This window comes from Streptomyces sp. SAS_281, from assembly GCF_052542855.1.
On record NZ_JBMNDO010000107.1, the window covers coordinates 1 to 16,997 of the forward strand.

At 73.0% G+C, this 16,997-nt stretch carries 19 protein-coding genes; 7 read left to right on the top strand and 12 right to left on the bottom strand.

The window, feature by feature from the left end:
* The first annotated feature begins 55 nt into the window (after positions 1-55).
* Positions 56-604 carry a DUF6328 family protein gene (locus tag ACN6LM_RS29755; protein ID WP_445068477.1) on the top strand — a complete coding sequence of 183 codons (549 nt, stop codon included), beginning with the start codon at positions 56-58 and terminating at the stop codon, positions 602-604.
* A gap of 44 nt (positions 605-648) precedes the next feature.
* Here the strand turns inward: ACN6LM_RS29755 and ACN6LM_RS29760 are convergent, their stop codons facing one another.
* On the bottom strand, positions 649-1,614 hold the full coding sequence (locus ACN6LM_RS29760; protein WP_445068478.1) for an LLM class F420-dependent oxidoreductase: 966 nt from the start codon (positions 1,612-1,614) through the stop codon (positions 649-651).
* 159 nt (positions 1,615-1,773) lie between these two features.
* Between ACN6LM_RS29760 and ACN6LM_RS29765 the strand changes: the two genes are divergently transcribed.
* A complete protein-coding gene (locus ACN6LM_RS29765; RefSeq protein ID WP_445068479.1) occupies positions 1,774-2,151 on the top strand; it encodes a VOC family protein in 378 nt (125 codons plus the stop codon).
* A gap of 47 nt (positions 2,152-2,198) precedes the next feature.
* Here the strand turns inward: ACN6LM_RS29765 and ACN6LM_RS29770 are convergent, their stop codons facing one another.
* From ACN6LM_RS29770 to ACN6LM_RS29790, 5 genes are read right to left on the bottom strand one after another with little or no spacing between them, the layout of a single operon-like run.
* Positions 2,199-2,867 carry an HAD family hydrolase gene (locus ACN6LM_RS29770; protein ID WP_445068480.1) on the bottom strand — a complete coding sequence of 223 codons (669 nt, stop codon included), beginning with the start codon at positions 2,865-2,867 and terminating at the stop codon, positions 2,199-2,201.
* A 34-nt stretch (positions 2,868-2,901) separates the two neighbouring features.
* Positions 2,902-3,438 carry an isochorismatase family cysteine hydrolase gene (locus tag ACN6LM_RS29775; protein WP_445068500.1) on the bottom strand — a complete coding sequence of 179 codons (537 nt, stop codon included), beginning with the start codon at positions 3,436-3,438 and terminating at the stop codon, positions 2,902-2,904.
* A 55-nt stretch (positions 3,439-3,493) separates the two neighbouring features.
* The gene (locus tag ACN6LM_RS29780) at positions 3,494-4,531 is read right to left on the bottom strand and encodes an NAD-dependent epimerase/dehydratase family protein (protein ID WP_445068481.1); all 1,038 of its coding nucleotides are present in this window, start codon (positions 4,529-4,531) and stop codon (positions 3,494-3,496) included.
* A 21-nt stretch (positions 4,532-4,552) separates the two neighbouring features.
* Positions 4,553-5,743 (bottom strand): alcohol dehydrogenase catalytic domain-containing protein, encoded by a 1,191-nt coding sequence (locus ACN6LM_RS29785; protein ID WP_445068482.1) that lies wholly within the window; start codon positions 5,741-5,743, stop codon positions 4,553-4,555.
* Between the two features lie 40 nt (positions 5,744-5,783).
* Entirely contained in the window at positions 5,784-5,963 is a 180-nt protein-coding gene (locus ACN6LM_RS29790) for a hypothetical protein (protein ID WP_445068483.1), read from the bottom strand.
* A gap of 382 nt (positions 5,964-6,345) precedes the next feature.
* Between ACN6LM_RS29790 and ACN6LM_RS29795 the strand changes: the two genes are divergently transcribed.
* The 3 genes from ACN6LM_RS29795 to ACN6LM_RS29805 are packed head-to-tail and all read left to right on the top strand — an operon-like array spanning position 6,346 to position 9,026.
* The gene (locus ACN6LM_RS29795; RefSeq protein ID WP_445068484.1) at positions 6,346-6,585 is read left to right on the top strand and encodes a hypothetical protein; all 240 of its coding nucleotides are present in this window, start codon (positions 6,346-6,348) and stop codon (positions 6,583-6,585) included.
* Between the two features lie 41 nt (positions 6,586-6,626).
* Positions 6,627-7,508 carry a glucose 1-dehydrogenase gene (locus ACN6LM_RS29800; protein WP_445068485.1) on the top strand — a complete coding sequence of 294 codons (882 nt, stop codon included), beginning with the start codon at positions 6,627-6,629 and terminating at the stop codon, positions 7,506-7,508.
* Between the two features lie 51 nt (positions 7,509-7,559).
* A complete protein-coding gene (locus ACN6LM_RS29805) occupies positions 7,560-9,026 on the top strand; it encodes an aminotransferase class I/II-fold pyridoxal phosphate-dependent enzyme (protein WP_445068486.1) in 1,467 nt (488 codons plus the stop codon).
* 54 nt (positions 9,027-9,080) lie between these two features.
* Here ACN6LM_RS29805 and ACN6LM_RS29810 read toward each other — a convergent pair whose 3' ends face one another.
* On the bottom strand, positions 9,081-10,184 hold the full coding sequence (locus tag ACN6LM_RS29810; protein ID WP_445068487.1) for a glutamate--cysteine ligase: 1,104 nt from the start codon (positions 10,182-10,184) through the stop codon (positions 9,081-9,083).
* Between the two features lie 138 nt (positions 10,185-10,322).
* On the bottom strand, positions 10,323-11,456 hold the full coding sequence (locus tag ACN6LM_RS29815; RefSeq protein ID WP_445068488.1) for a PAS domain-containing protein: 1,134 nt from the start codon (positions 11,454-11,456) through the stop codon (positions 10,323-10,325).
* A gap of 117 nt (positions 11,457-11,573) precedes the next feature.
* Between ACN6LM_RS29815 and ACN6LM_RS29820 the strand changes: the two genes are divergently transcribed.
* Entirely contained in the window at positions 11,574-12,269 is a 696-nt protein-coding gene (locus tag ACN6LM_RS29820; RefSeq protein ID WP_445068489.1) for an ANTAR domain-containing protein, read from the top strand.
* Here the strand turns inward: ACN6LM_RS29820 and ACN6LM_RS29825 are convergent.
* Entirely contained in the window at positions 12,266-13,234 is a 969-nt protein-coding gene (locus ACN6LM_RS29825; RefSeq protein ID WP_445068490.1) for an iron-containing redox enzyme family protein, read from the bottom strand. The two genes, ACN6LM_RS29820 and ACN6LM_RS29825, sit on opposite strands and share 4 nt — an antisense overlap.
* Before the next feature lie 226 nt (positions 13,235-13,460).
* On the opposite strand from ACN6LM_RS29825, the gene ACN6LM_RS29830 reads away from it, so the two are divergent.
* Positions 13,461-14,018: a type 1 glutamine amidotransferase domain-containing protein gene (locus ACN6LM_RS29830; protein WP_445068491.1), complete on the top strand. Its 558-nt coding sequence runs from the start codon at positions 13,461-13,463 to the stop codon at positions 14,016-14,018.
* A gap of 43 nt (positions 14,019-14,061) precedes the next feature.
* Here the strand turns inward: ACN6LM_RS29830 and ACN6LM_RS29835 are convergent, their stop codons facing one another.
* The 3 genes from ACN6LM_RS29835 to ACN6LM_RS29845 all read right to left on the bottom strand — a co-directional run bounded on the left by ACN6LM_RS29835 (position 14,062) and on the right by ACN6LM_RS29845 (position 16,825).
* Positions 14,062-14,895: a class II glutamine amidotransferase gene (locus ACN6LM_RS29835; protein WP_383302197.1), complete on the bottom strand. Its 834-nt coding sequence runs from the start codon at positions 14,893-14,895 to the stop codon at positions 14,062-14,064.
* A gap of 171 nt (positions 14,896-15,066) precedes the next feature.
* A complete protein-coding gene (locus ACN6LM_RS29840) occupies positions 15,067-15,426 on the bottom strand; it encodes a YrdB family protein (protein WP_445068501.1) in 360 nt (119 codons plus the stop codon).
* Positions 15,427-15,517: 91 nt separating this feature from the next.
* A complete protein-coding gene (locus tag ACN6LM_RS29845) occupies positions 15,518-16,825 on the bottom strand; it encodes an APC family permease (protein ID WP_445068502.1) in 1,308 nt (435 codons plus the stop codon).
* Between the last annotated feature and the right edge of the window lie 172 nt (positions 16,826-16,997).

Below are 16,997 nucleotides of genomic sequence, written 5' to 3' on the forward strand. Positions count from 1 at the left end.
GGCCGGGCGGCCCGCGCACAAAGGTTTCGGCACGAGGGAGGGAGGGACACCGCACATGGACAACGGACGAGCCGAAGAGAACGACCGCAGGAACGACGACCGCGAGAACGTCCACCGCGGGCGGGACGAGACGACCGAGGAGCGCGCGGACCGCCGCTGGACGGAACTGCTCCAGGAACTGCGGGTCGCGCAGACCGGGGTGCAGATCCTCTTCGGTTTCCTGCTGGCGGTGGTCTTCCAGCCGCGCTTCGGCACCCTGTCGGACACCGACCGGACGATCTACGTCGTCACCGTGCTCCTCGGTTCCGCCACGGCGGCCGCGCTGATCGGGCCCGTCTGCTTCCACCGGCTGCTGACCGGCCGCCACCTGAAGCCTGAGACAGTGGTGTGGGCGTCGCGGCTCACCCTGCTCGGGCTCGTGCTGCTGTTCTGCACGATGTGTTCGGCGCTGCTGCTCATCATGCGCGTGGCGCTGCACAACACGCTCGCCCTGTGGCTGGTGGGCGGGATGGCGCTGTGGTCCTTCGTCTGCTGGTTCGTCTTCCCGGCCTGGGCACTGGCCAGGTCGTCCAACGGACGCGAGGGCTCCGGTCGCGCCGAGTGACTCCGTACGCACCCGTCCCTCGCCGGGCCGGGTGCGTACGCACGTCACAGGGCGCGCAGCGCGGGCAGCAGCTTCTCCTGGGCCCAGTCGATGAACGGCTTCTGGTGGTCTCCGCCGATCTGGACGAGGGCGACCTCGGTGAACCCCGCGTCGACGAAGGGGCGCACCGCTTCCACGAACTGCCCGACGTCGTCGCCGCAGGGCACCGACTCGGCGATGTCGTCGGGCCGGACGTACTGCGTGGCCTGGTCGAAGGCGGAGGGGCCCGGAAGCTCCGAGTTGACCTTCCAGCCGCCGACGGACCAGCGGAACTGGTCGTGGGCCCGCTTCACCGCCGCGTCGCGGTCGGTGTCGTAGCAGACGGGCAACTGGCCGACCCGGGGCTTTCCGCCGCCGCCGTGCCGGTCGAAGTCGGTGAGCAGTTCCTCCTTGGGCTCGGTGGCAATCACCAGGTCCGCGAGCCGGCCCGCGATCTCGCACGACCGGTCGCCGGAGACGGCGACACCGAGCGGCACGGCCACGTCGGGCACGTCCCACAGCTTGGCGTTCTCCACGTCGAAGTGGGGGCCGTGGTGGTTGACGTAGCCGCCGGCGAGGAGCGCCTTGATGATCTCCACGGCCTCTTCGAGTTTGTCGAGCCGGACCCGGGCATCCGGCCAGCCGCCGCCCACCACGTGTTCGTTCAGACTCTCGCCGGAGCCGAGCCCGAGCCGGAACCGCCCCTCGGAAAGCAGTTGCAGCGTCGCCGCCTTCTGCGCCACGACGGCCGGGTGGTAACGGGTGGTCGGGCAGGTCACGTAGGTCATCAGGGGGATGCGCGTCGTGGCCTGCGCGGCGGCGCCCAGTACGCTCCAGGCGTACGGGGCGTGGCCCTGGGACTTCAGCCAGGGGAAGTAGTGGTCGGAGGTCACGGAGAAGTCGAAGCCGGCCTGTTCGGCCGCCACCACGTCCTCGACGAGGGCACGCGGCCCCGACTGCTCGGTCATCATCGTGTATCCGAATTGCACCATATGGGATGGGTTACCGATCCCCAGCGGTCGAAACGTACCGGCTTCACTGCTTCCGGATCGTGTTTCCCCCGCGATCCGGATCATGTTTCCCCCGCGCCGGACGCGGAACCCGGGAGGGGGACATCCGCATATCCGCGTACACCGGAAGCGAGGGAAGACATGGCTGTCGCGACCTACTGCCTGGTTGCCGTCGACTGCCCGGACCCGGCGGCACTCGCCGGCTTCTACCAGAAGGTGCTGGGCGGGGAGGTGACGCACGACAACGACCGCTGGTACGACCTCCGGGTTCCCGGCGGGGCGCGCCTGGCCTTCCAGCTCGCCCCCGGCTACCAGCCGCCCGAGTGGCCGCGCGCCGACCGGAACTCGCAGCAGGAGCACCTGGACTTCGAGGTGGAGGACATGGAGGCCGCCCAGCGCGAGGTGCTCGCCCTGGGGGCCACGCCGCTCGATCTGGACGACGACGACGGAAAGCGCGGCTTCCGGGTCTTCGCGGACCCGGCGGGGCACCCGTTCTGCCTGTGCGACGGCGGCGGCTGAGGGCGTAGGACACCGGGCTCGGGAGCTCAGCCCGGGAGGGCTCGGGCTCAGGGGCTCATACGGGCGATGACGCCGGTGTCGAGGCGGTCCAGGAGGGCGGCCGGGGACGCGTGGACCTCCACGGCCCCGGCCTCCTCCAGGTCCGCCCGGGGGATGCCGCCCGACAGCAGGCCCACGGCGGGGACCGACGCCCTGGTGGCCGCCGTCATGTCCCAGACGGAGTCGCCGATGTACACCGCCTCCTCGCTGGTGGCGCCGGCGATGTCCATCGCATGGCGGATCGGGTCCGGGGCGGGCTTCCCCTCGTCCACGTCGTCGGAGCTGGCGGTGCCGGCGATCACGTCGTCGGCGTCGAGCGCGCGCCGCAGGGCCTCGAGCTCGTGGCCGGAGGCGGAGGTGGCGAGGACGATCGTCCAGCCCCGGCCGGCCAGGGCGCGCAGCAGGTCCGCCGCGCCGTCCAGCGGGGGCAGGCGCTCGAAGTAGGTGGCGTACAGCGCGGAGTGCGTGGCGCTGATGCCGGCGTCCTGGTCCCGGTCCCGGCCCGAGCCGAGCAGATGGGCGACGAGGTCGTCGGAGCCGAGGCCGACCGCGCGGTGGATCGCGGGCATCGGCACGGTGTGCCCGGCCTGGCGGAACGCCTCCCACCACGCGGTGACGTGCAGGTAGTTGGTGTCGACCAGGGTGCCGTCCACGTCGAACAGTGCGGCGCGCGTCATGCGGGTCCTTTCGTGCCGGGCCGGGCCGGCGGTGTCACAGGTGGATCTCTTCGGCGGCGCACACCCGGGCGCCCATGTTCCGTTCCGTCATCCGCAGGGCGGCGTCCGCCAGGTCGGGGTGGATGTGGGCCACTCCGTCGCGCGGGATCGTCAGCTCCATGTGGCGGATGTGCGCGTCGAGCGCGGAGTAGAGGATGCACTGCTCCGTCACCTGGCCGGTCAGGACGAGGTGGTCGACGTCCAGCTGATGGAGCAGGTACGGCAGGGGCGTCTCGTAGAAGATCGAGTGCCGGGCCTTGACGACGAAGAGCGAGTTCTCGTCGGGCTTCAGCGGTTCGACCAGGTCGGGGCGGGCGCCGGCCATGGCCGCCGCAACGATCTCCCCGTGGTGGGAGCGCCAGTCGCCGAAGTTGTCGTTGGCGTAGATCACGCGTGTACCACTGCCCCGGGCCGTCTTCAGCATGTCCGCGATGACGGGCACGGCGCGCTCGGCCGAGGGAAGGAGCTGGTCGGCGTCCTCGTGGTCGTACGGGTTGATCATGTCGATGACGATCAGCGCCTTGCGGGACATGGTTGCCATGGTGGCATCCGTGGGCTTTCGCGGCGAACTGTCGCCCTGCATCCCCTCAGCTCCACCGGCTGCCGGCCAGCGGGGCGGTCTCCTCGCCCGTGCCGCGTACGACACCGCGCAGGAACGCCGTCAGGGCCTCGGACGCCGAGTAGCGGGGCCGCCAGCGCAGCTCCTCGTGCGCCCGGGCGCAGTCCATGACGGGCAGGCGCAGCACGGCGTCGAAGAGGTGGGGCGACGCCGGGACCGCACGGGCGTGCCAGGCGGTCGCCAGTGCGCCGCGTACGAGCGGCACGGGCGCGCGCACCACCCGCGCGTCGAGGAGCGCGCCGAGGGAGCGGGCGTCGGTGACGGTGTCGGCGGCCAGGTTGAAGGGGCCGCGTACGTCGCCGAGCACGGCGAGCCGGTACGCCTCGGCGGCGTCGTCCGTGTGCAGCACCTGGAACCTCAGCCCTTCCAGGTCGGGCACGAAGGGCAGCAGGTCGGGGCGGAGGAGTACGCCGGGGAGGTACTTCCCGCCGAAGATGCGGCGCTGCTCGGGGGCGGCCGTCTCCTTGAACAGGAAGCCGGGCCGCATCCGTACCACCCGGATCTGCGGGTGGCGCAGCTCGAAGGTGTCGAGGACCCGTTCCAGATACGCCTTCTCCCGGCAGTAGGCGGCGTCCGGCCAGCCATGGGTCGGCCACGATTCGTCCACGCCGGGCTCACGCTTGGGGCCGGGCGCGTAGGCGCCGACGGACGAGGCGTGGACCAGCGCCGGGACACCGGCCGTGCGCACCGCGTCGAAGACGCGGAGGGAGCCCTCGACGTTGCTGCGCCAGGTGACGACCGGGTCGCGGGTGGGCTGGAAGCGCCAGGCCAGGTGGACGACGGCGTCCGCACCCGTCAGCAGGGAGCCGAGTGTCCGGGCGCTGTCCGGGCGGGAGAGGTCCACCCTCCCCCACTCGACGCCGGGCAGGCTGAGGCCGGGCAGCCGCCGGGCCAGGCCGAGGACCGATCCGACGTCCGGGTCCTGCGAGAGGGCCCGCACGAGGCTCGTGCCCACGTTGCCGGTGGCGCCCGTGACGACGACGCGCAGCCCTTGCGATGCGTTCACGGTGAATCCCTTCGTCGCGGCTCAGGGCCGCAGCAGCGTCTTGACCATGCCGTCGGCCTTCGCCTGGAAGGTCGCGTACGCCTTCGGGCCGTCCTCCAGCGGCAGGTGGTGCGTGGCGAAGCCGTCCACACCCAGCGGGTCCTCGTCCACGAGCAGCGGCAGGATCTCGGGCACCCAGCGCCTGACGTTCGCCTGGCCCATCCGGAGCTGGATCTGCTTGTCGAACATGGTGAGCAGGGGCAGCGGGTCGACGGCGCCGCCGTAGACACCGGAAATGGAGATGGTGCCGCCCCGGCGGACCACGTCGATGGCGGTGAGGAGGGCGGTGAGCCGGTCGATGCCGGCACGTTCCATGAGCGGGCGGGCCGCCGCGTCCGGCAGGAGGCCGACCGCCCACTGGCCGGCCTTGCCGATCGGCGCGCCGATGGCGTGGGCCTCCATGCCGACGGCGTCGATGACCGCGTCGGTGCCCCGGCCGCCGGTGAGGTCCCGGACCGCGTCCGGCAGGTCCTTGCCGTACCGCCCGAGGTCGAGGGTCTGGACGCCGCGCGCGGCGGCGCGGGCGAGGCGCTCGGGGACCAGGTCCACGCCGATGACCAGGCCGGCGCCCCGGTGCAGGGCGATGCGGGCGGCCATGTCGCCGATCGGGCCGAGGCCGAGGACGGTGACGCTGCCGCCGGGCGGGATCGCGGCGTACTCGACGGCCTGCCAGGCGGTGGGCAGCACGTCGGACAGATAGACGAACCGGTCGTCCGACGGCCCCTCGGGCACCTTGACGGGCAGGGTGTTGCCGAAGGGAACCCGCAGCAGCTCGGCCTGCCCGCCGGGGACCTGCCCATAGAGCTTGGTGTACCCGAAGAGCGAGGCTCCGGTGCCGTACTCCCTGACCTGCGTGGTCTCGCACTGCGAGTGCAGGCCCCGGCCGCACATGAAGCAGGTGCCGCAGGAGACGTTGAACGGGACGACGACGCGGTCACCGCGTGACACGGCGGTCACCTCGGGGCCCGTCACCTCCACGACGCCCATCGGCTCGTGGCCCAGGATGTCGCCGGGGTCGAGGTAGGGGCCGAGCACTTCGTACAGATGGAGGTCCGATCCGCAGATGCCCGTCGAGGTGACCCGGATGATGATGTCGGTCGGGTCCTGGATGACGGGGTCGGGAACGGTCTCGACGCGGACGTCACGCTTTCCTTGCCAGGTCAGTGCACGCATGAGTGATCTCCTCGCTGTCGAGTGACGGCTGCGCCGCCGTTCAGTGGCGGCCCTCGCGCCGTGCCGCCTTCGCCTCGGCCTGGGCGATCCGTCCGGCGGTCTCGCGCCGGCGCCCCTCCGCCTTCAGGCTCTCGTCGCCCAGTGCGGCGCCGTCCGACTTGAGCTTCGCCGCCTTCGCCCTCATGGCCAGGGCGCGGGCGATTTCGGCATGCCTTCCCATGTCTCCTCGGTTCCTCCCGGGTCGTCCTGCGGGCGTGCCCGCACAGCCGTTCCGTCGGACGGGTTCCCACGGAATCCGGGTTCAACCGGAATGCCCGATTCAATCCGGGGAGCCGGGCGGTCGGGGCGGTCAGGGGGTCATGCCGTACGAAAACGCCCCGGCCGCCCCGCATGTCGCTCAGCGGCACGGGTACCCGCCTGGCCAGGCTCCCGGCGTACGCGGGAGCAGGCGCTGCGGTTGGGACCACAGCCGCAGCGCCGTCCGGCGGACTCCGAGTCGCGCGCCGGTCCGGGTGCGCCCAGGATCGACGGCGGGGCACCGACGGGCCGTCCCCGGACGCCACGCCGCCGCACGGACCCCGCCCCTGTCCTACGGAGACTTCATGGCCGACAGCACCCTGTCCCTCCTGCTCCGGGGTCACGCGCGGCGGCCGGACCGCCGGGGGCGGGGCGGCGGCGCGCCGTTCCGCACCCGCCTGCTCGGCAAACGGGTCATCGCGCTGCACGGGGCCGCCCCCGTCCACTTCTTCGCGTACCGGGTGCCGGAACAGCACCTGTCCGTCCCCCTCCACCGCGTCCCGCCCGAGCCCCGGAGCGGGTTCGTCATCGAGTGCGTCCGGTGACCCCCGGACCGACCCCACGACCAGTCACGGAAGAAGGCCCCATGAGCACACCCGGTCAGGACCCCACCGAGCGCTTCCCGCGGCCCGACTTCCCGCAGCAGGAACAGGAACATCCCGGCTGGACCGGCCCCATGGACCCGCCGCCCGACCACGGCGAGGACTCCTACCGGGGCCACGGGCTCCTGAAGGACCGCAAGGCCGTGGTGACGGGGGGCGACTCCGGGATCGGCCGCGCCGTCGCGCTGGCGTTCGCCCGCGAGGGGGCGGATGTGCTGATCACCCACCTCGACACCGAGGAGGACGAGGCCCGGGAGACGGCCCGGCTGGTCGAGGAGGCGGGGCGGCAGGCGCTGACGGAGGCGTGCGACATCCGGGACGAGAAGCAGTGCCGTGCCCTGATCGGGAGCGCCGTGCAGGAGTTCGGGCGCATCGACGTGCTCGTCAACAACGCCGCGTACCAGATGGCACAGCCGGACGGGATCTCCGCGATCTCCACGGATCAGTTCGACCGGGTGCTGCGCACCAACCTGTACGGGATGTTCTGGCTGTGCAAGATGGCCCTGCCGCACATCCCGGCCGGCGGCTCGATCATCAACACCACGTCGGTGCAGGCGTACAAGCCGAGTCCGCATCTGCTGGACTACGCCATGACCAAGGGCGCCATCGTGACCTTCACCCAGGGCCTCGCCCAGATGCTGGCGTCCGACGGCATCCGGGTGAACGCCGTGGCGCCCGGCCCGGTGTGGACGCCGCTGATCCCGGCGACGCTGCCGGACACGAAGGAGTTCGGGAAGCAGAGCCCGCTGGGGCGGCCCGCCCAGCCGGCCGAGATGGCTCCGGCATACGTGTTCCTCGCCTCCGACAACGCGAGTTTCATCACCGGCGAGATCGTGAACGCGACCGGCGGCACGCCGCTCCCCTGAGGGCTGTCCGGCGTACGGATTGACGGGGCAGACCACGGGAAGGCGGCGGACATGCCGAAGAATCATCAGGAAGCACCCGTTCTCGACGCCCTGGCCGCCTACCGGCAGCGGGGTGAGCTGGGGTTCACGCCCCCGGGGCACAAACAGGCGCGGGGTGCGGCGCCCGAGGTCAGGGCCGTGCTGGGCGACGCCGTGTTCCTCGGCGACGTCCTGGCCAGCGGCGGACTGGACGACCGGCGGATGAAGTCGGGGGTGCTCCAACGCGCGGAGGTCCTGATGGCCGACGCCGTGCACGCGGAGCACGCGTTCTTCTCGACGTGCGGCAGTTCCCTGTCGGTCAAGGCGGCGATGCTGAGCGTCGCCGCACACGGCCAGAAGCTCCTGGTGGGGCGGGACGCCCACAAGGCGGTGATCTCCGGACTCATCCTCTCGGGCATCCGGCCGGTGTGGGTCGAGCCGCAGTGGGACACCGAACGCCATCTCGCGCACCCGCCGTCCCCGGAGGCGTACGAGCGGGCGTTCGAGGAGCACCCGGACGCGCAGGGCGCCCTGGTCACGAGCCCCACGCCGTACGGGGTGGCAGCGGATCTGCGGGCCATCGCCGAGGTGTGTCACCGGCGCTCCCGCCCGCTCGTCGTGGACGAGGCGTGGGGCGCGCATCTGCCGTTCCATCCGGATCTGCCGACGTGGGCGATGGACGCGGGCGCCGATGTCTGCGTCACCAGCATCCACAAGATGGGCAGCGGCCTGGAACAGGGGTCGGTGTTCCATCTGCGGGGCGACCTGATCGACCACGACACGCTGGCGTCCCGGGCCGATCTGCTGGGTACGACGAGCCCTTCCGTCCTGCTGTACGCGGGCATGGACGGCTGGCGGCGCCAGATGGTGCTGGAGGGGCACACGCTGATGTCGCGTGCCCTCGACCTCGCCGCCTCGGTGCGCGAGGAGATCGAGTCGATCGACGGGATGCACGTCAACGACCGCGACGACTTCTGCGGTCCGGGCTCCGAGTTCGACCCGCTGCCGGTGGTCATCGACATCGCAAACCTCGGGATCTCCGGCTATCTGGCGGCGGACTGGCTGCGCGAACACCACCACATGGACACGCACCTGATGGACCACCGGCGCGTCAGCGCCCAGCTCACCCACGCCGACGACGTCGAGACGACGAAGCGGCTGCTGACGGGGCTGCGCGACCTCGCCCGGCAGGCTCCTTCACTGCCCCGGGGGCCCGAGGTGGCGGTCCCGGCACCGTCGGAGCTGCGGATGGACCAGGCGAGGCTGCCGCGCGACGCCTACTTCCACGCGACCGAGGACGTCCCGGTGGAGCGGGCCGCGGGGCGCGTCGCCGCCGAGATGATCACGCCGTACCCCCCGGGCATCCCGGTGGTGCTGCCCGGTGAACGGCTGACGGAGCCGGTGCTGCGCTATCTCCTGACCGGTCTGGAAGCGGGGATGAACCTGCCGGACCCGGCGGACCCGGAGCTGCACACCGTACGGGTCTGCGCGGACGACTGAGCGCGCGGCACCCGACGGCCTCCCGCCCCCTCGGGCGGGAGGCCGTCGCCCGGCTCAGCCGCGTGTGCGGCTGACGCACTCGGTGACCGCGTCGTGGAGGCTGCCCGTGCGGGAGAGCGCGTCACGCTGGACCCGCGCCCCGGTGCCGCTCTTCAGGGCCCTCTCGATCCCCTCCCGCGCCGACGTCAGATCCCCGCTGTCCTCCAACGCCTCGCGCACATGGGTGAGCAGGGCGTGCACCACGGCGGGTGCGGGGGCGGGGCGCATGGTGGCGGGGTGCAGCAGTTCCCCCTCCAGGCCCGAGCGGCCCGCCTGCCAGGCGGCCATGCGCAGCAGCCCCACCCCGTACGGCTCCGGCGGATCGCCCGCCCGCCAGGCCCGGGCGGCCGTCTCGACCAGGCCCCGCACCAGCGTGGCCTGCAGCGCGGCGTCGGCAGGGTCGAGACAGACGTCCGCGACCCTGACCTCGACGGTCGGGTAGCGGTGAGAGAGGCGGGCGTCGAAGTAGATCATGCCCTCGTCGCGCAGGACGCCCGTGCCGACGAGGGCTTCGACCTCGTCGTGGTAACGGCGCGCGGAACCGAACAGTTCCATGGGCCCGGCGGAGGGCCAGCGGCCCCAGACCCGGCTGCGGTAGCTGCTGTACGCGGTGTCCTGGCCCTGCCAGAACGGCGAGTTGGAGCTCAGTGCGAGCAGCACGGCGAGCCAGGGGCGGATGCGGTCCAGGACCGCGACGCCCTCCTCGTCCGACTCCACGGAGACGTGCACATGGCATCCGCAGGTCAGCTGCTCCTGCGTGGTCAGCCCGAATCTGTCGGCCAGCCAGCGGTACCGCTCTCCCTCGCCGATGGACGGACTGACGGGCAGCGGAGAGGTGGCGAGCGCGACAACCGCTCCCCCGGCCTCGGCGGCGCTGCGGGCCGCCTCCGCCCGCCAGCGCACGATCTCGTCCGCGAGTTCCCGCATGTCCGCGCGCGGCTCGGTGGCGAATTCGAGCTGCTGGCGGTGCAGCTCCTGCTCGAAGGCCGAGTCGCCCTCGGCGCGCCGCTCGGCGAGGGCCAGGACGGCCGTCGACAGCGCCCTGGGCTCGCCGCTCTGCCCGTCGACGAGCAGCAGCTCCTCCTCCACACCCACGGTCCGCACCATCATGTCCTCCATGCTCGATCGGCCGGGGAGCGGGCCCTCTCGCGCCGGGGCGATTCCCGCCCTCCCCCACCTCGCCGTATGCCACCGCACGGCACCGGCACCCCTGACCGGCCGGTTTTTCTTCCCCGGACGGTCCGTCGCGCCCGCCGCTCAGCGCACGTCCGGCCCGCCCGCACCGCCCCGCCGGGCGACGACTGCCATATGGCCCGCCGCGATCTCCGCGGCGCCGGCCTCCAGCAGCGAGAACGGCGGCCCGGCCCCTCCCCGGAGCAGGGTCAGCGCCCCCAGCACCGTCGTGCCGCCGGACGCGGTCAGCGCCACGGAGAGCAGGGCCGTGACGTCGGCGCGGACCATGAGCGGCGCGCCGCTCTCGTCCGCCCCCAGCCTGTCCAGGTCGTCCGTGGGCTGTTCCACCACCGCCTCGCCGGAGGCCATGACCTCGACCGCCACGGGGCAGGCGCGCGGGTCCTGCCGCAGGAACGCCTTCTCCAGCCCCTCGTCGTCCGGCACCGGGGGGCCGTGGACCGCGAGCCGGACCGGCGCGTCCGGGGGCCCCAGGTCGAGCAGGGCCCAGTCCGCGAGACCGTCGCGCAGGAGCCCCGCGACGGCGCCGAGGGCCGCCGCGGAGGGCTCACGTTCCAGGAGGGCCCGGGCCGTGCGGTCCAGGAGGCCGGTCAGCTCGGCCTGGCGTACGGCCGACGAGGGGCCGGCCCGGTCACCGGTGCGGGCGGCGGTGCGGGGGGCCGGTGCCGGGGCGAGCACCAGGAGCACGTCCCGCCCCCGCCCCTCCGGCGTGTCGATCCCGGTGAGCGTGGCGTACAGCGGGCCGTCCGGCAGCCCGGGGAGGCGGACCGGGAGGCTGCGGCCTCCCTCACCGGCGGCCACGGCCGCCGCATGGGCGCGGAGGGCGGCCCGGTCGGCGGGGCGCAGGAGCGCGGCGAGGGGGCGGCCCACGGCATAACCCGGATGGAGCCCGGCCAGTTCGGCGGCGGCCCGGTTGAGGCGGCGCACCACGGTCTGCCTGTCGGTCAGGACGACGGGCCACGGCAGCTGGTCGAAGATGGCCTTGAACGGGTGGGGCGCCGCCTTCGCACCCGGTCTCCGGGGCGTCCCCTGCGGGTTCTCGGACCGGCGCAGGGCCTCGATCGCGTGGTCCAGCTCCGCGAGGGCCGCGTCGAGCAGGACGGGGTATTCGGCGGGAGGATGGTCCCGGGCCGCGCGCAGTTCCCGTGCGCGGGCGACGAGGGCCTGACGACCGCTCTCGCCCTCCGGTGGCCCGTTCATACGACGAAGCTAGCCGATCATCGGTGTCACGGTGCCGAGCGGCGCGGCGGGTCCCGTTCCGTCCCGCTGGGGGCGGAGACCGGCGGGTTCCCAGGGAGGCTGAGGGTGGCGCGGCCGATGGACACGGTGACCGATGGCGCGGCCGTGGCGCCGTGTCTGGTCCGGCTGGGCCGGCGGGCGATGCGCTGTGCGGCCGGGTGCCGGGGCGCGTCGGTGTCCCTGCGGTGCCCCGGCGGGGAAGGTCACAGCGCTTCGACCCACCCGGATCTCGCGGTGCTGGCCGCGCTCCAGGAGGACACCGGCGAGGGGCCGTGCGTCGATGCCGCCCGCTCCTTGCGCACGGTCGGGGCCACCGATCTCGTCACCGACGCGCGGTGGCCGGATTTCCGGATCGCGGCGCTGGAACGGGGGCTGCGCGCGTGTGCGGCGGTGCCGGTGACGGCGGGGGGCGTGGCGGCGACGGTCACCCTGTACGCGTTCCGTCCGTGGCGGCTCACGGCGGCGGCCCGCGAGGCGGTCGGGGCGCTGGCCGAGGAGACGGTCGGCGGACTTCTGCGCGAGCATGCCCGTACCGGAGCCGAGGCGGAGGCGGAGCAGCTGCGGACGGCGATGGCGACGCGTGCCGTGATCGACCAGGCGATCGGCATCGTCACGCACCTGCTGGACTGCGACCCGGGCCGGGCGTTCGACGTCCTGCGGGTGCTCTCGCAGCACACGAACCGGAAGCTGAGCGCCGTCGCGGCGCAGATCGTACGGGCGAAGGGCCGGGGCAGCACGCGTGAGCTGCGCCGGCTGCTGGCGGAGCTTCCCTAAGCGGCGGCGCCCCAGTCCGTCAGGAGCCGGTCGCCGAGGCGGTCCTCCAGGAAGCCGGTGGCGTCGATCCCGAAGACGATGTCCGCCTCCAGGGCGGGTTCGTCGTCCAGCAGCCCCTGTACGACGTCGTGCCGCACGACCTGCTCGTGGACCGCGTCCGCCTCCACGTGTTCGGTGTAGAAGAACTCGGCGGCGGGCCCGGCGCCCGCCCGTTTCATGGCGAGGGCCAGGCGGCGCGAGGCGGGCGACGAGGTGATCTCCACGGCGGCGAAGTGCCCGACCAGGGCGCCGCGCAGCCGCCGGTGCAGACCGAACAGGGACATGAGGTTGACGAGGGCCAGCATTTCGGCGTGGCCCTCGTCCAGGTAGTGGCCGTACGCCGTCTCCAGGCCCAGGTCCGTCATGAGGTCCGCGAAGAGCCGGGCGTGGACACGGTCGGCCCGGCCGGCGCCGAACTCGTCGTACTCGATCGCGGCCATGCCCGCCTTGGCGCGTCCGCTGAGCCGGGGCAGCACCCAGGCGTGCGGGTCGGCCTCCTTGAGGTGGTAGAGGGAGCGCTGGGCGGCGTAGGCGCGCAGCCGGTCCGGTGTGGCGTGCTCCTGGAGGAAGTGCGACACGCCCGTGCCGTCGACCGGCTCCACGAGCAGCGCGTCCAGCGTGTCGTCCAGCCCGGCCCCCGGCGGGACGTCCCGGCGCAGCGCGGACTCGAAGCGGCGCTCCAGGGCCGCCCTGACCGCCAGCAGCGCCGGGTCCCATTCCCGGGCCGGGTCCACGCCCTCGAAGCCCCGGTAGTGGAGCTCGTAGCAGACGTACAGGGCGAGCTGGAGGTCGTCGCCGTAGGGCTCGGCCGCGTCCGCCAGGGACGGCTCGGGCAGGGGGCCCTCGTCCCGCAGGTGGGCGACGACCGCCGCCGAGAGCTTGCCACGGGCCCGGGGGAGCCCGGGTCCGCCCGTCTGACCGGCCATGATGTCTCTCCTCGTACGTCTCGCTGGCACCCGGCCCGGTACCCCGCGTCGGGCGCGTCAACCGCCGCGGGGCCGCTCTCCCACCATGTGGGTCCGCCGCCGTCGCCGCTACAGCACGGGCGGGCCGTGCGGATGAATGAGCCCGCCCGTGCGGGGAACCCAGAGGCTGCGACCCGGAAGCCACGTCACCGGGCGTGTTCCCCGTAGGACGGAAGGACGGCAGAAGATGAGCGACAACGGCAGCAAGGGCAAGGTGCTGGCCATCGTCACCAACTACGGCGTGGAGCAGGACGAACTCGTCGTGCCGCTCGGCCATCTGCGCGAGCGCGGTGTGCGGGTCGACGTCGCCGCCCTGAAGAAGGACGCCGTCGAGACGCTGGTCGGCGACAAGGACCCCGGCACGTCCGTGCACCCGGACCTCACGCTGGAGGACGTCGACCCGGCCGGCTACGACCTGCTGCTCGTACCGGGCGGCACGCTGAACGCCGACACGCTGCGGCTCCAGGGCCCGGCCTGTGACATCGTGCGGTCGTTCACCGCCTCCGGGCGGCCCGTCGCGGCCATCTGCCACGGGCCGTGGGTGCTGGTGGAGACCGGCAGCGTCAAGGGCAAGCGGCTCACCTCGTACGCCTCGTTGCGGACCGACGTGCGCAACGCCGGCGGCGAGTGGGTGGACGAGCCGGTCGTGACGGACGAGTCCGGCGGCTGGAAGCTCATCACCTCGCGCAACCCGGGCGACCTCGACCCGTTCCTCAAGGAGGTCGACGCCGCGCTCGCCGGCTGAGCCGCCCGTGTGGGGGCCGCCCGGCGATCCGTCCGGGCGGCCCTCAGACCGGTTCGGGTGCGAAGGGCCGGAACTCGTCCTCGCCCGGCTGTACGACGCCGTAACTGCTCTCCGGTACCTCTTTCCACACGCCGGGCAGTCCGCCCAGGGGTTCCGACACCACCAGCCGGGTGCTGTCGGACACGCCCCGCAGGAAGTCCAGGTCGGGATGGAGGGCGCGCACGGTCTCGGCCTTGCTGCTGTAGAACAGCGAACGCGACTTGCCGAGACTCGAATAGCGGAACGACCACAGCCGCTCGCCGTCGGACACCGCGACGGTCATCTGGAGCGGGTGCTCCACGCCCTCGGCGCGGCCCACGCGTTCGATCAGCCCGGCCATCCGGGCCACGGCGCCCGGCACGTCCTGGTCGAGCCCGAACGTCAGCGCGAGGTAGAACATCACCTCGGAGTCGGTGGACCCTTCCAGGGCCGAGAACAGCGCCGGGTCGAGCGCCAGTGAGAGATCGCGGCGCAGCCGGTGGAAGTCCGCGATCGCACCGTTGTGCATCCACATCCAGCGGCCGTGCCGGAAGGGATGGCAGTTGGTCTGCTGGATGGCCGTCCCCGTGGATGCCCGCACATGGGCGAAGAACAGCGGTGAGCGGATGTGGCTCGCGATCTCCCGCAGGTTGCGGTTGTTCCAGGCGGGTCCGGTGTCGCGGATGATCGCGGGCGTCTCCTGCTCGGACCCGTACCAACCGACTCCGAAGCCGTCCCCGTTGGTCGTCTCCACGCCCATGGTGGAGTGGAGGCTCTGGTCGATCAGCGAGTGCTCCGGCTTGTAGAGGAGATCACTGAGCACGACACTCGTGCCGGAATAGGCCAGCCATCGGCACATGTGCGGCCGTCCCTTCGCGGGCGGCGGGCAGGGGCCGGCGCGGACGCGCCGGTGGTGCTTCCGCGGGCCTCGGTCCCTGGGGCGCCCGGTCGTCGTCGTTATGTCCACGCTACCGACTTCATGGGACGGCTGCCCGGCCGAGCCCGCCGGAAACGCTGCGGGGGCCGAGTGCTACGGCGCGGTGGGCCTGCGCCGGAACGTCTCCGCCAGGACCGTGTTCGCCACGACGACGGCACCCAGCACCACCGCGGCGACCGGGTGCCCGACCCCGTACAGTGCGAGCGCACCCCCGCCGAGCACCAGGGCCTTCACCGCCAGGACCCCCGCGAGCGGCGGACGGAACCGGGCGCGCGGTGCGGCGAACAGCGACCACAGCACGACAGCCGCGACCAGCGGTGCGGAGCCGAGGAGCAGCTGGAGCGCCAGGGCGTCCGCCAGGGTGAACCCCCACCGGAAGAGGCAGCCGAGCGCCACCACTTCCAGGAGGAACGCGAGCAGTTCGTTCGCCGCCCACCAGGGCCGCCCGGCCACCGAGGGGATGACCTGGTCGTCCGCGGCTCCGTCGTACACCCTGCCCCCTGTGTCGCCCGTGTGTGCGAAGTGAGCCTACTGGAAGCCCCGTTCAGCGGGCGCGGCGCAGCCGCAGCGCGGCCACGGCACCGAGGACGGCGCCCACGGCGAGGACCACGAGGCCCCGCAGCCAGACGTCGCCTTCGATCTGGGTGGCGAGCCCGACGCAGGAGGCGGCGCCCAGGACGGGCACGACGGTCGGGGCCCTGAAGTGCCCGGGGCGCCCGGGGTCGCGGCGCAGCACCAGCAGCGCCGTGTTGACCAGGAAGAAGACCACGAGGAGCAGGAGGACGAGGGTCGAGGCGAGCGTGGAGACGTCGCCGGTCAGCGCGAGCAGCAGGGAGAGGGCGGTCGTGGCGGCGATCGCCGCCCACGGGGTTCGCCGGCCGGGGAGCACGGCCGTCAGGAAGTGCGGCAGCAGCCCGTCGCGGGCCATGCCGTACGCCAGCCGCGAGGACATGATGCCGGTCAGGAGCGCCCCGTTGGCCACGGCCACCAGCGCGATGGCGCTGAACAGCCAGGTGGGCACGGACCCGGCGGTGCGGACGACTTCGAGCAGCGGCCCGCTGGACTCGGCCAGCTTCTCCGTCGGCACGGCCGCCGCGGCGGCGGCGCCGACCAGTGCGTAGACGGCGCCCGCGGTCATCAGCGCGCCGAAGAGCGCCCTCGGATAGGAGCGGCGGGGGTCACGCGTCTCCTCGGCCACGTTGACGGAGGTCTCGAAGCCGACGAAGGAGTAGTACGCGAGGACCGCGCCGCTCAGCACCGCCAGGACGGGCCCTTCGCTGTCGGTGCCGAGGTCGGTGAGCCGGCCCGGGTCCCCGTCGCCGCGCAGCACGATCCAGCAGCCGAGACCGATCACCAGCAGCAGGCCGCCGACCTCGATGACGGTGGCGACGGCGTTGGCCCGGGTCGACTCGCTGATGCCCCGGGCGTTGAGCAGTGCGAGGGCCACCAGGAAGACGACGGTCACCAGGACCAGCGGGAGGGTGACGAACTCGGAGAGGTAGTCACCGGCGAACCCTCTGGCCAGGGCCGCCACCGACACCACCCCGGCCGCCAGCATGCAGAAGCCGGCGACGAACCCGGTGAAGGGCCCGTAGGCCAGCGTCGCGTAGTGGGAGGCGCCGCCCGCGCGCGGGTACTTCGTGGCCAGTTCCGCGTACGAGGCGGCAGTCAGCAGCGCCAGGCACAGGGCCACCAGGAGGGGCACCCAGACGGCGCCGCCCGCATCGGCCGCGACTTCGCCCACCAGGACGTAGACGCCGGCGCCGAGGACGTCTCCGAGGATGAAGAAGTAGAGCAGCGGCGTGGTGAGGTCCTTCTTGAGGCTCGTCGGGGCGTCCGCGCTCTCGGGCATGGTTCGGGGAGCTTTCACGGGGCCCGTATACCCGGTGTGTCTGCCGGCAGACGGCCGAGGGGCGGCCGGAGCACGGCGGGTCGCTCGTTGGAACGGGTCGCCGATGCGGATGGCTCAACCGATGTGTCCGGCCGGGCACGAGGGGGTACGCGTGGTCGGGCGATGCCGTCCC

What these genes read in the sequence shown, in the direction of transcription:
- ACN6LM_RS29755 (WP_445068477.1), top strand. Translation starts at nt 56, where the DNA reads ATGGACAACGGACGAGCCGAAGAGAACGACCGCAGGAACGACGACCGC.
- ACN6LM_RS29760 (WP_445068478.1), bottom strand. Translation starts at nt 1,614, where the DNA reads ATGGTGCAATTCGGATACACGATGATGACCGAGCAGTCGGGGCCGCGT.
- ACN6LM_RS29765 (WP_445068479.1), top strand. Translation starts at nt 1,774, where the DNA reads ATGGCTGTCGCGACCTACTGCCTGGTTGCCGTCGACTGCCCGGACCCG.
- ACN6LM_RS29770 (WP_445068480.1), bottom strand. Translation starts at nt 2,867, where the DNA reads ATGACGCGCGCCGCACTGTTCGACGTGGACGGCACCCTGGTCGACACC.
- ACN6LM_RS29775 (WP_445068500.1), bottom strand. Translation starts at nt 3,438, where the DNA reads ATGTCCCGCAAGGCGCTGATCGTCATCGACATGATCAACCCGTACGAC.
- ACN6LM_RS29785 (WP_445068482.1), bottom strand. Translation starts at nt 5,743, where the DNA reads ATGCGTGCACTGACCTGGCAAGGAAAGCGTGACGTCCGCGTCGAGACC.
- ACN6LM_RS29790 (WP_445068483.1), bottom strand. Translation starts at nt 5,963, where the DNA reads ATGGGAAGGCATGCCGAAATCGCCCGCGCCCTGGCCATGAGGGCGAAG.
- ACN6LM_RS29795 (WP_445068484.1), top strand. Translation starts at nt 6,346, where the DNA reads ATGGCCGACAGCACCCTGTCCCTCCTGCTCCGGGGTCACGCGCGGCGG.
- ACN6LM_RS29800 (WP_445068485.1), top strand. Translation starts at nt 6,627, where the DNA reads ATGAGCACACCCGGTCAGGACCCCACCGAGCGCTTCCCGCGGCCCGAC.
- ACN6LM_RS29805 (WP_445068486.1), top strand. Translation starts at nt 7,560, where the DNA reads ATGCCGAAGAATCATCAGGAAGCACCCGTTCTCGACGCCCTGGCCGCC.
- ACN6LM_RS29810 (WP_445068487.1), bottom strand. Translation starts at nt 10,184, where the DNA reads ATGGAGGACATGATGGTGCGGACCGTGGGTGTGGAGGAGGAGCTGCTG.
- ACN6LM_RS29815 (WP_445068488.1), bottom strand. Translation starts at nt 11,456, where the DNA reads ATGAACGGGCCACCGGAGGGCGAGAGCGGTCGTCAGGCCCTCGTCGCC.
- ACN6LM_RS29820 (WP_445068489.1), top strand. Translation starts at nt 11,574, where the DNA reads ATGGACACGGTGACCGATGGCGCGGCCGTGGCGCCGTGTCTGGTCCGG.
- ACN6LM_RS29825 (WP_445068490.1), bottom strand. Translation starts at nt 13,234, where the DNA reads ATGGCCGGTCAGACGGGCGGACCCGGGCTCCCCCGGGCCCGTGGCAAG.
- ACN6LM_RS29830 (WP_445068491.1), top strand. Translation starts at nt 13,461, where the DNA reads ATGAGCGACAACGGCAGCAAGGGCAAGGTGCTGGCCATCGTCACCAAC.
- ACN6LM_RS29835 (WP_383302197.1), bottom strand. Translation starts at nt 14,895, where the DNA reads ATGTGCCGATGGCTGGCCTATTCCGGCACGAGTGTCGTGCTCAGTGAT.
- ACN6LM_RS29845 (WP_445068502.1), bottom strand. Translation starts at nt 16,825, where the DNA reads ATGCCCGAGAGCGCGGACGCCCCGACGAGCCTCAAGAAGGACCTCACC.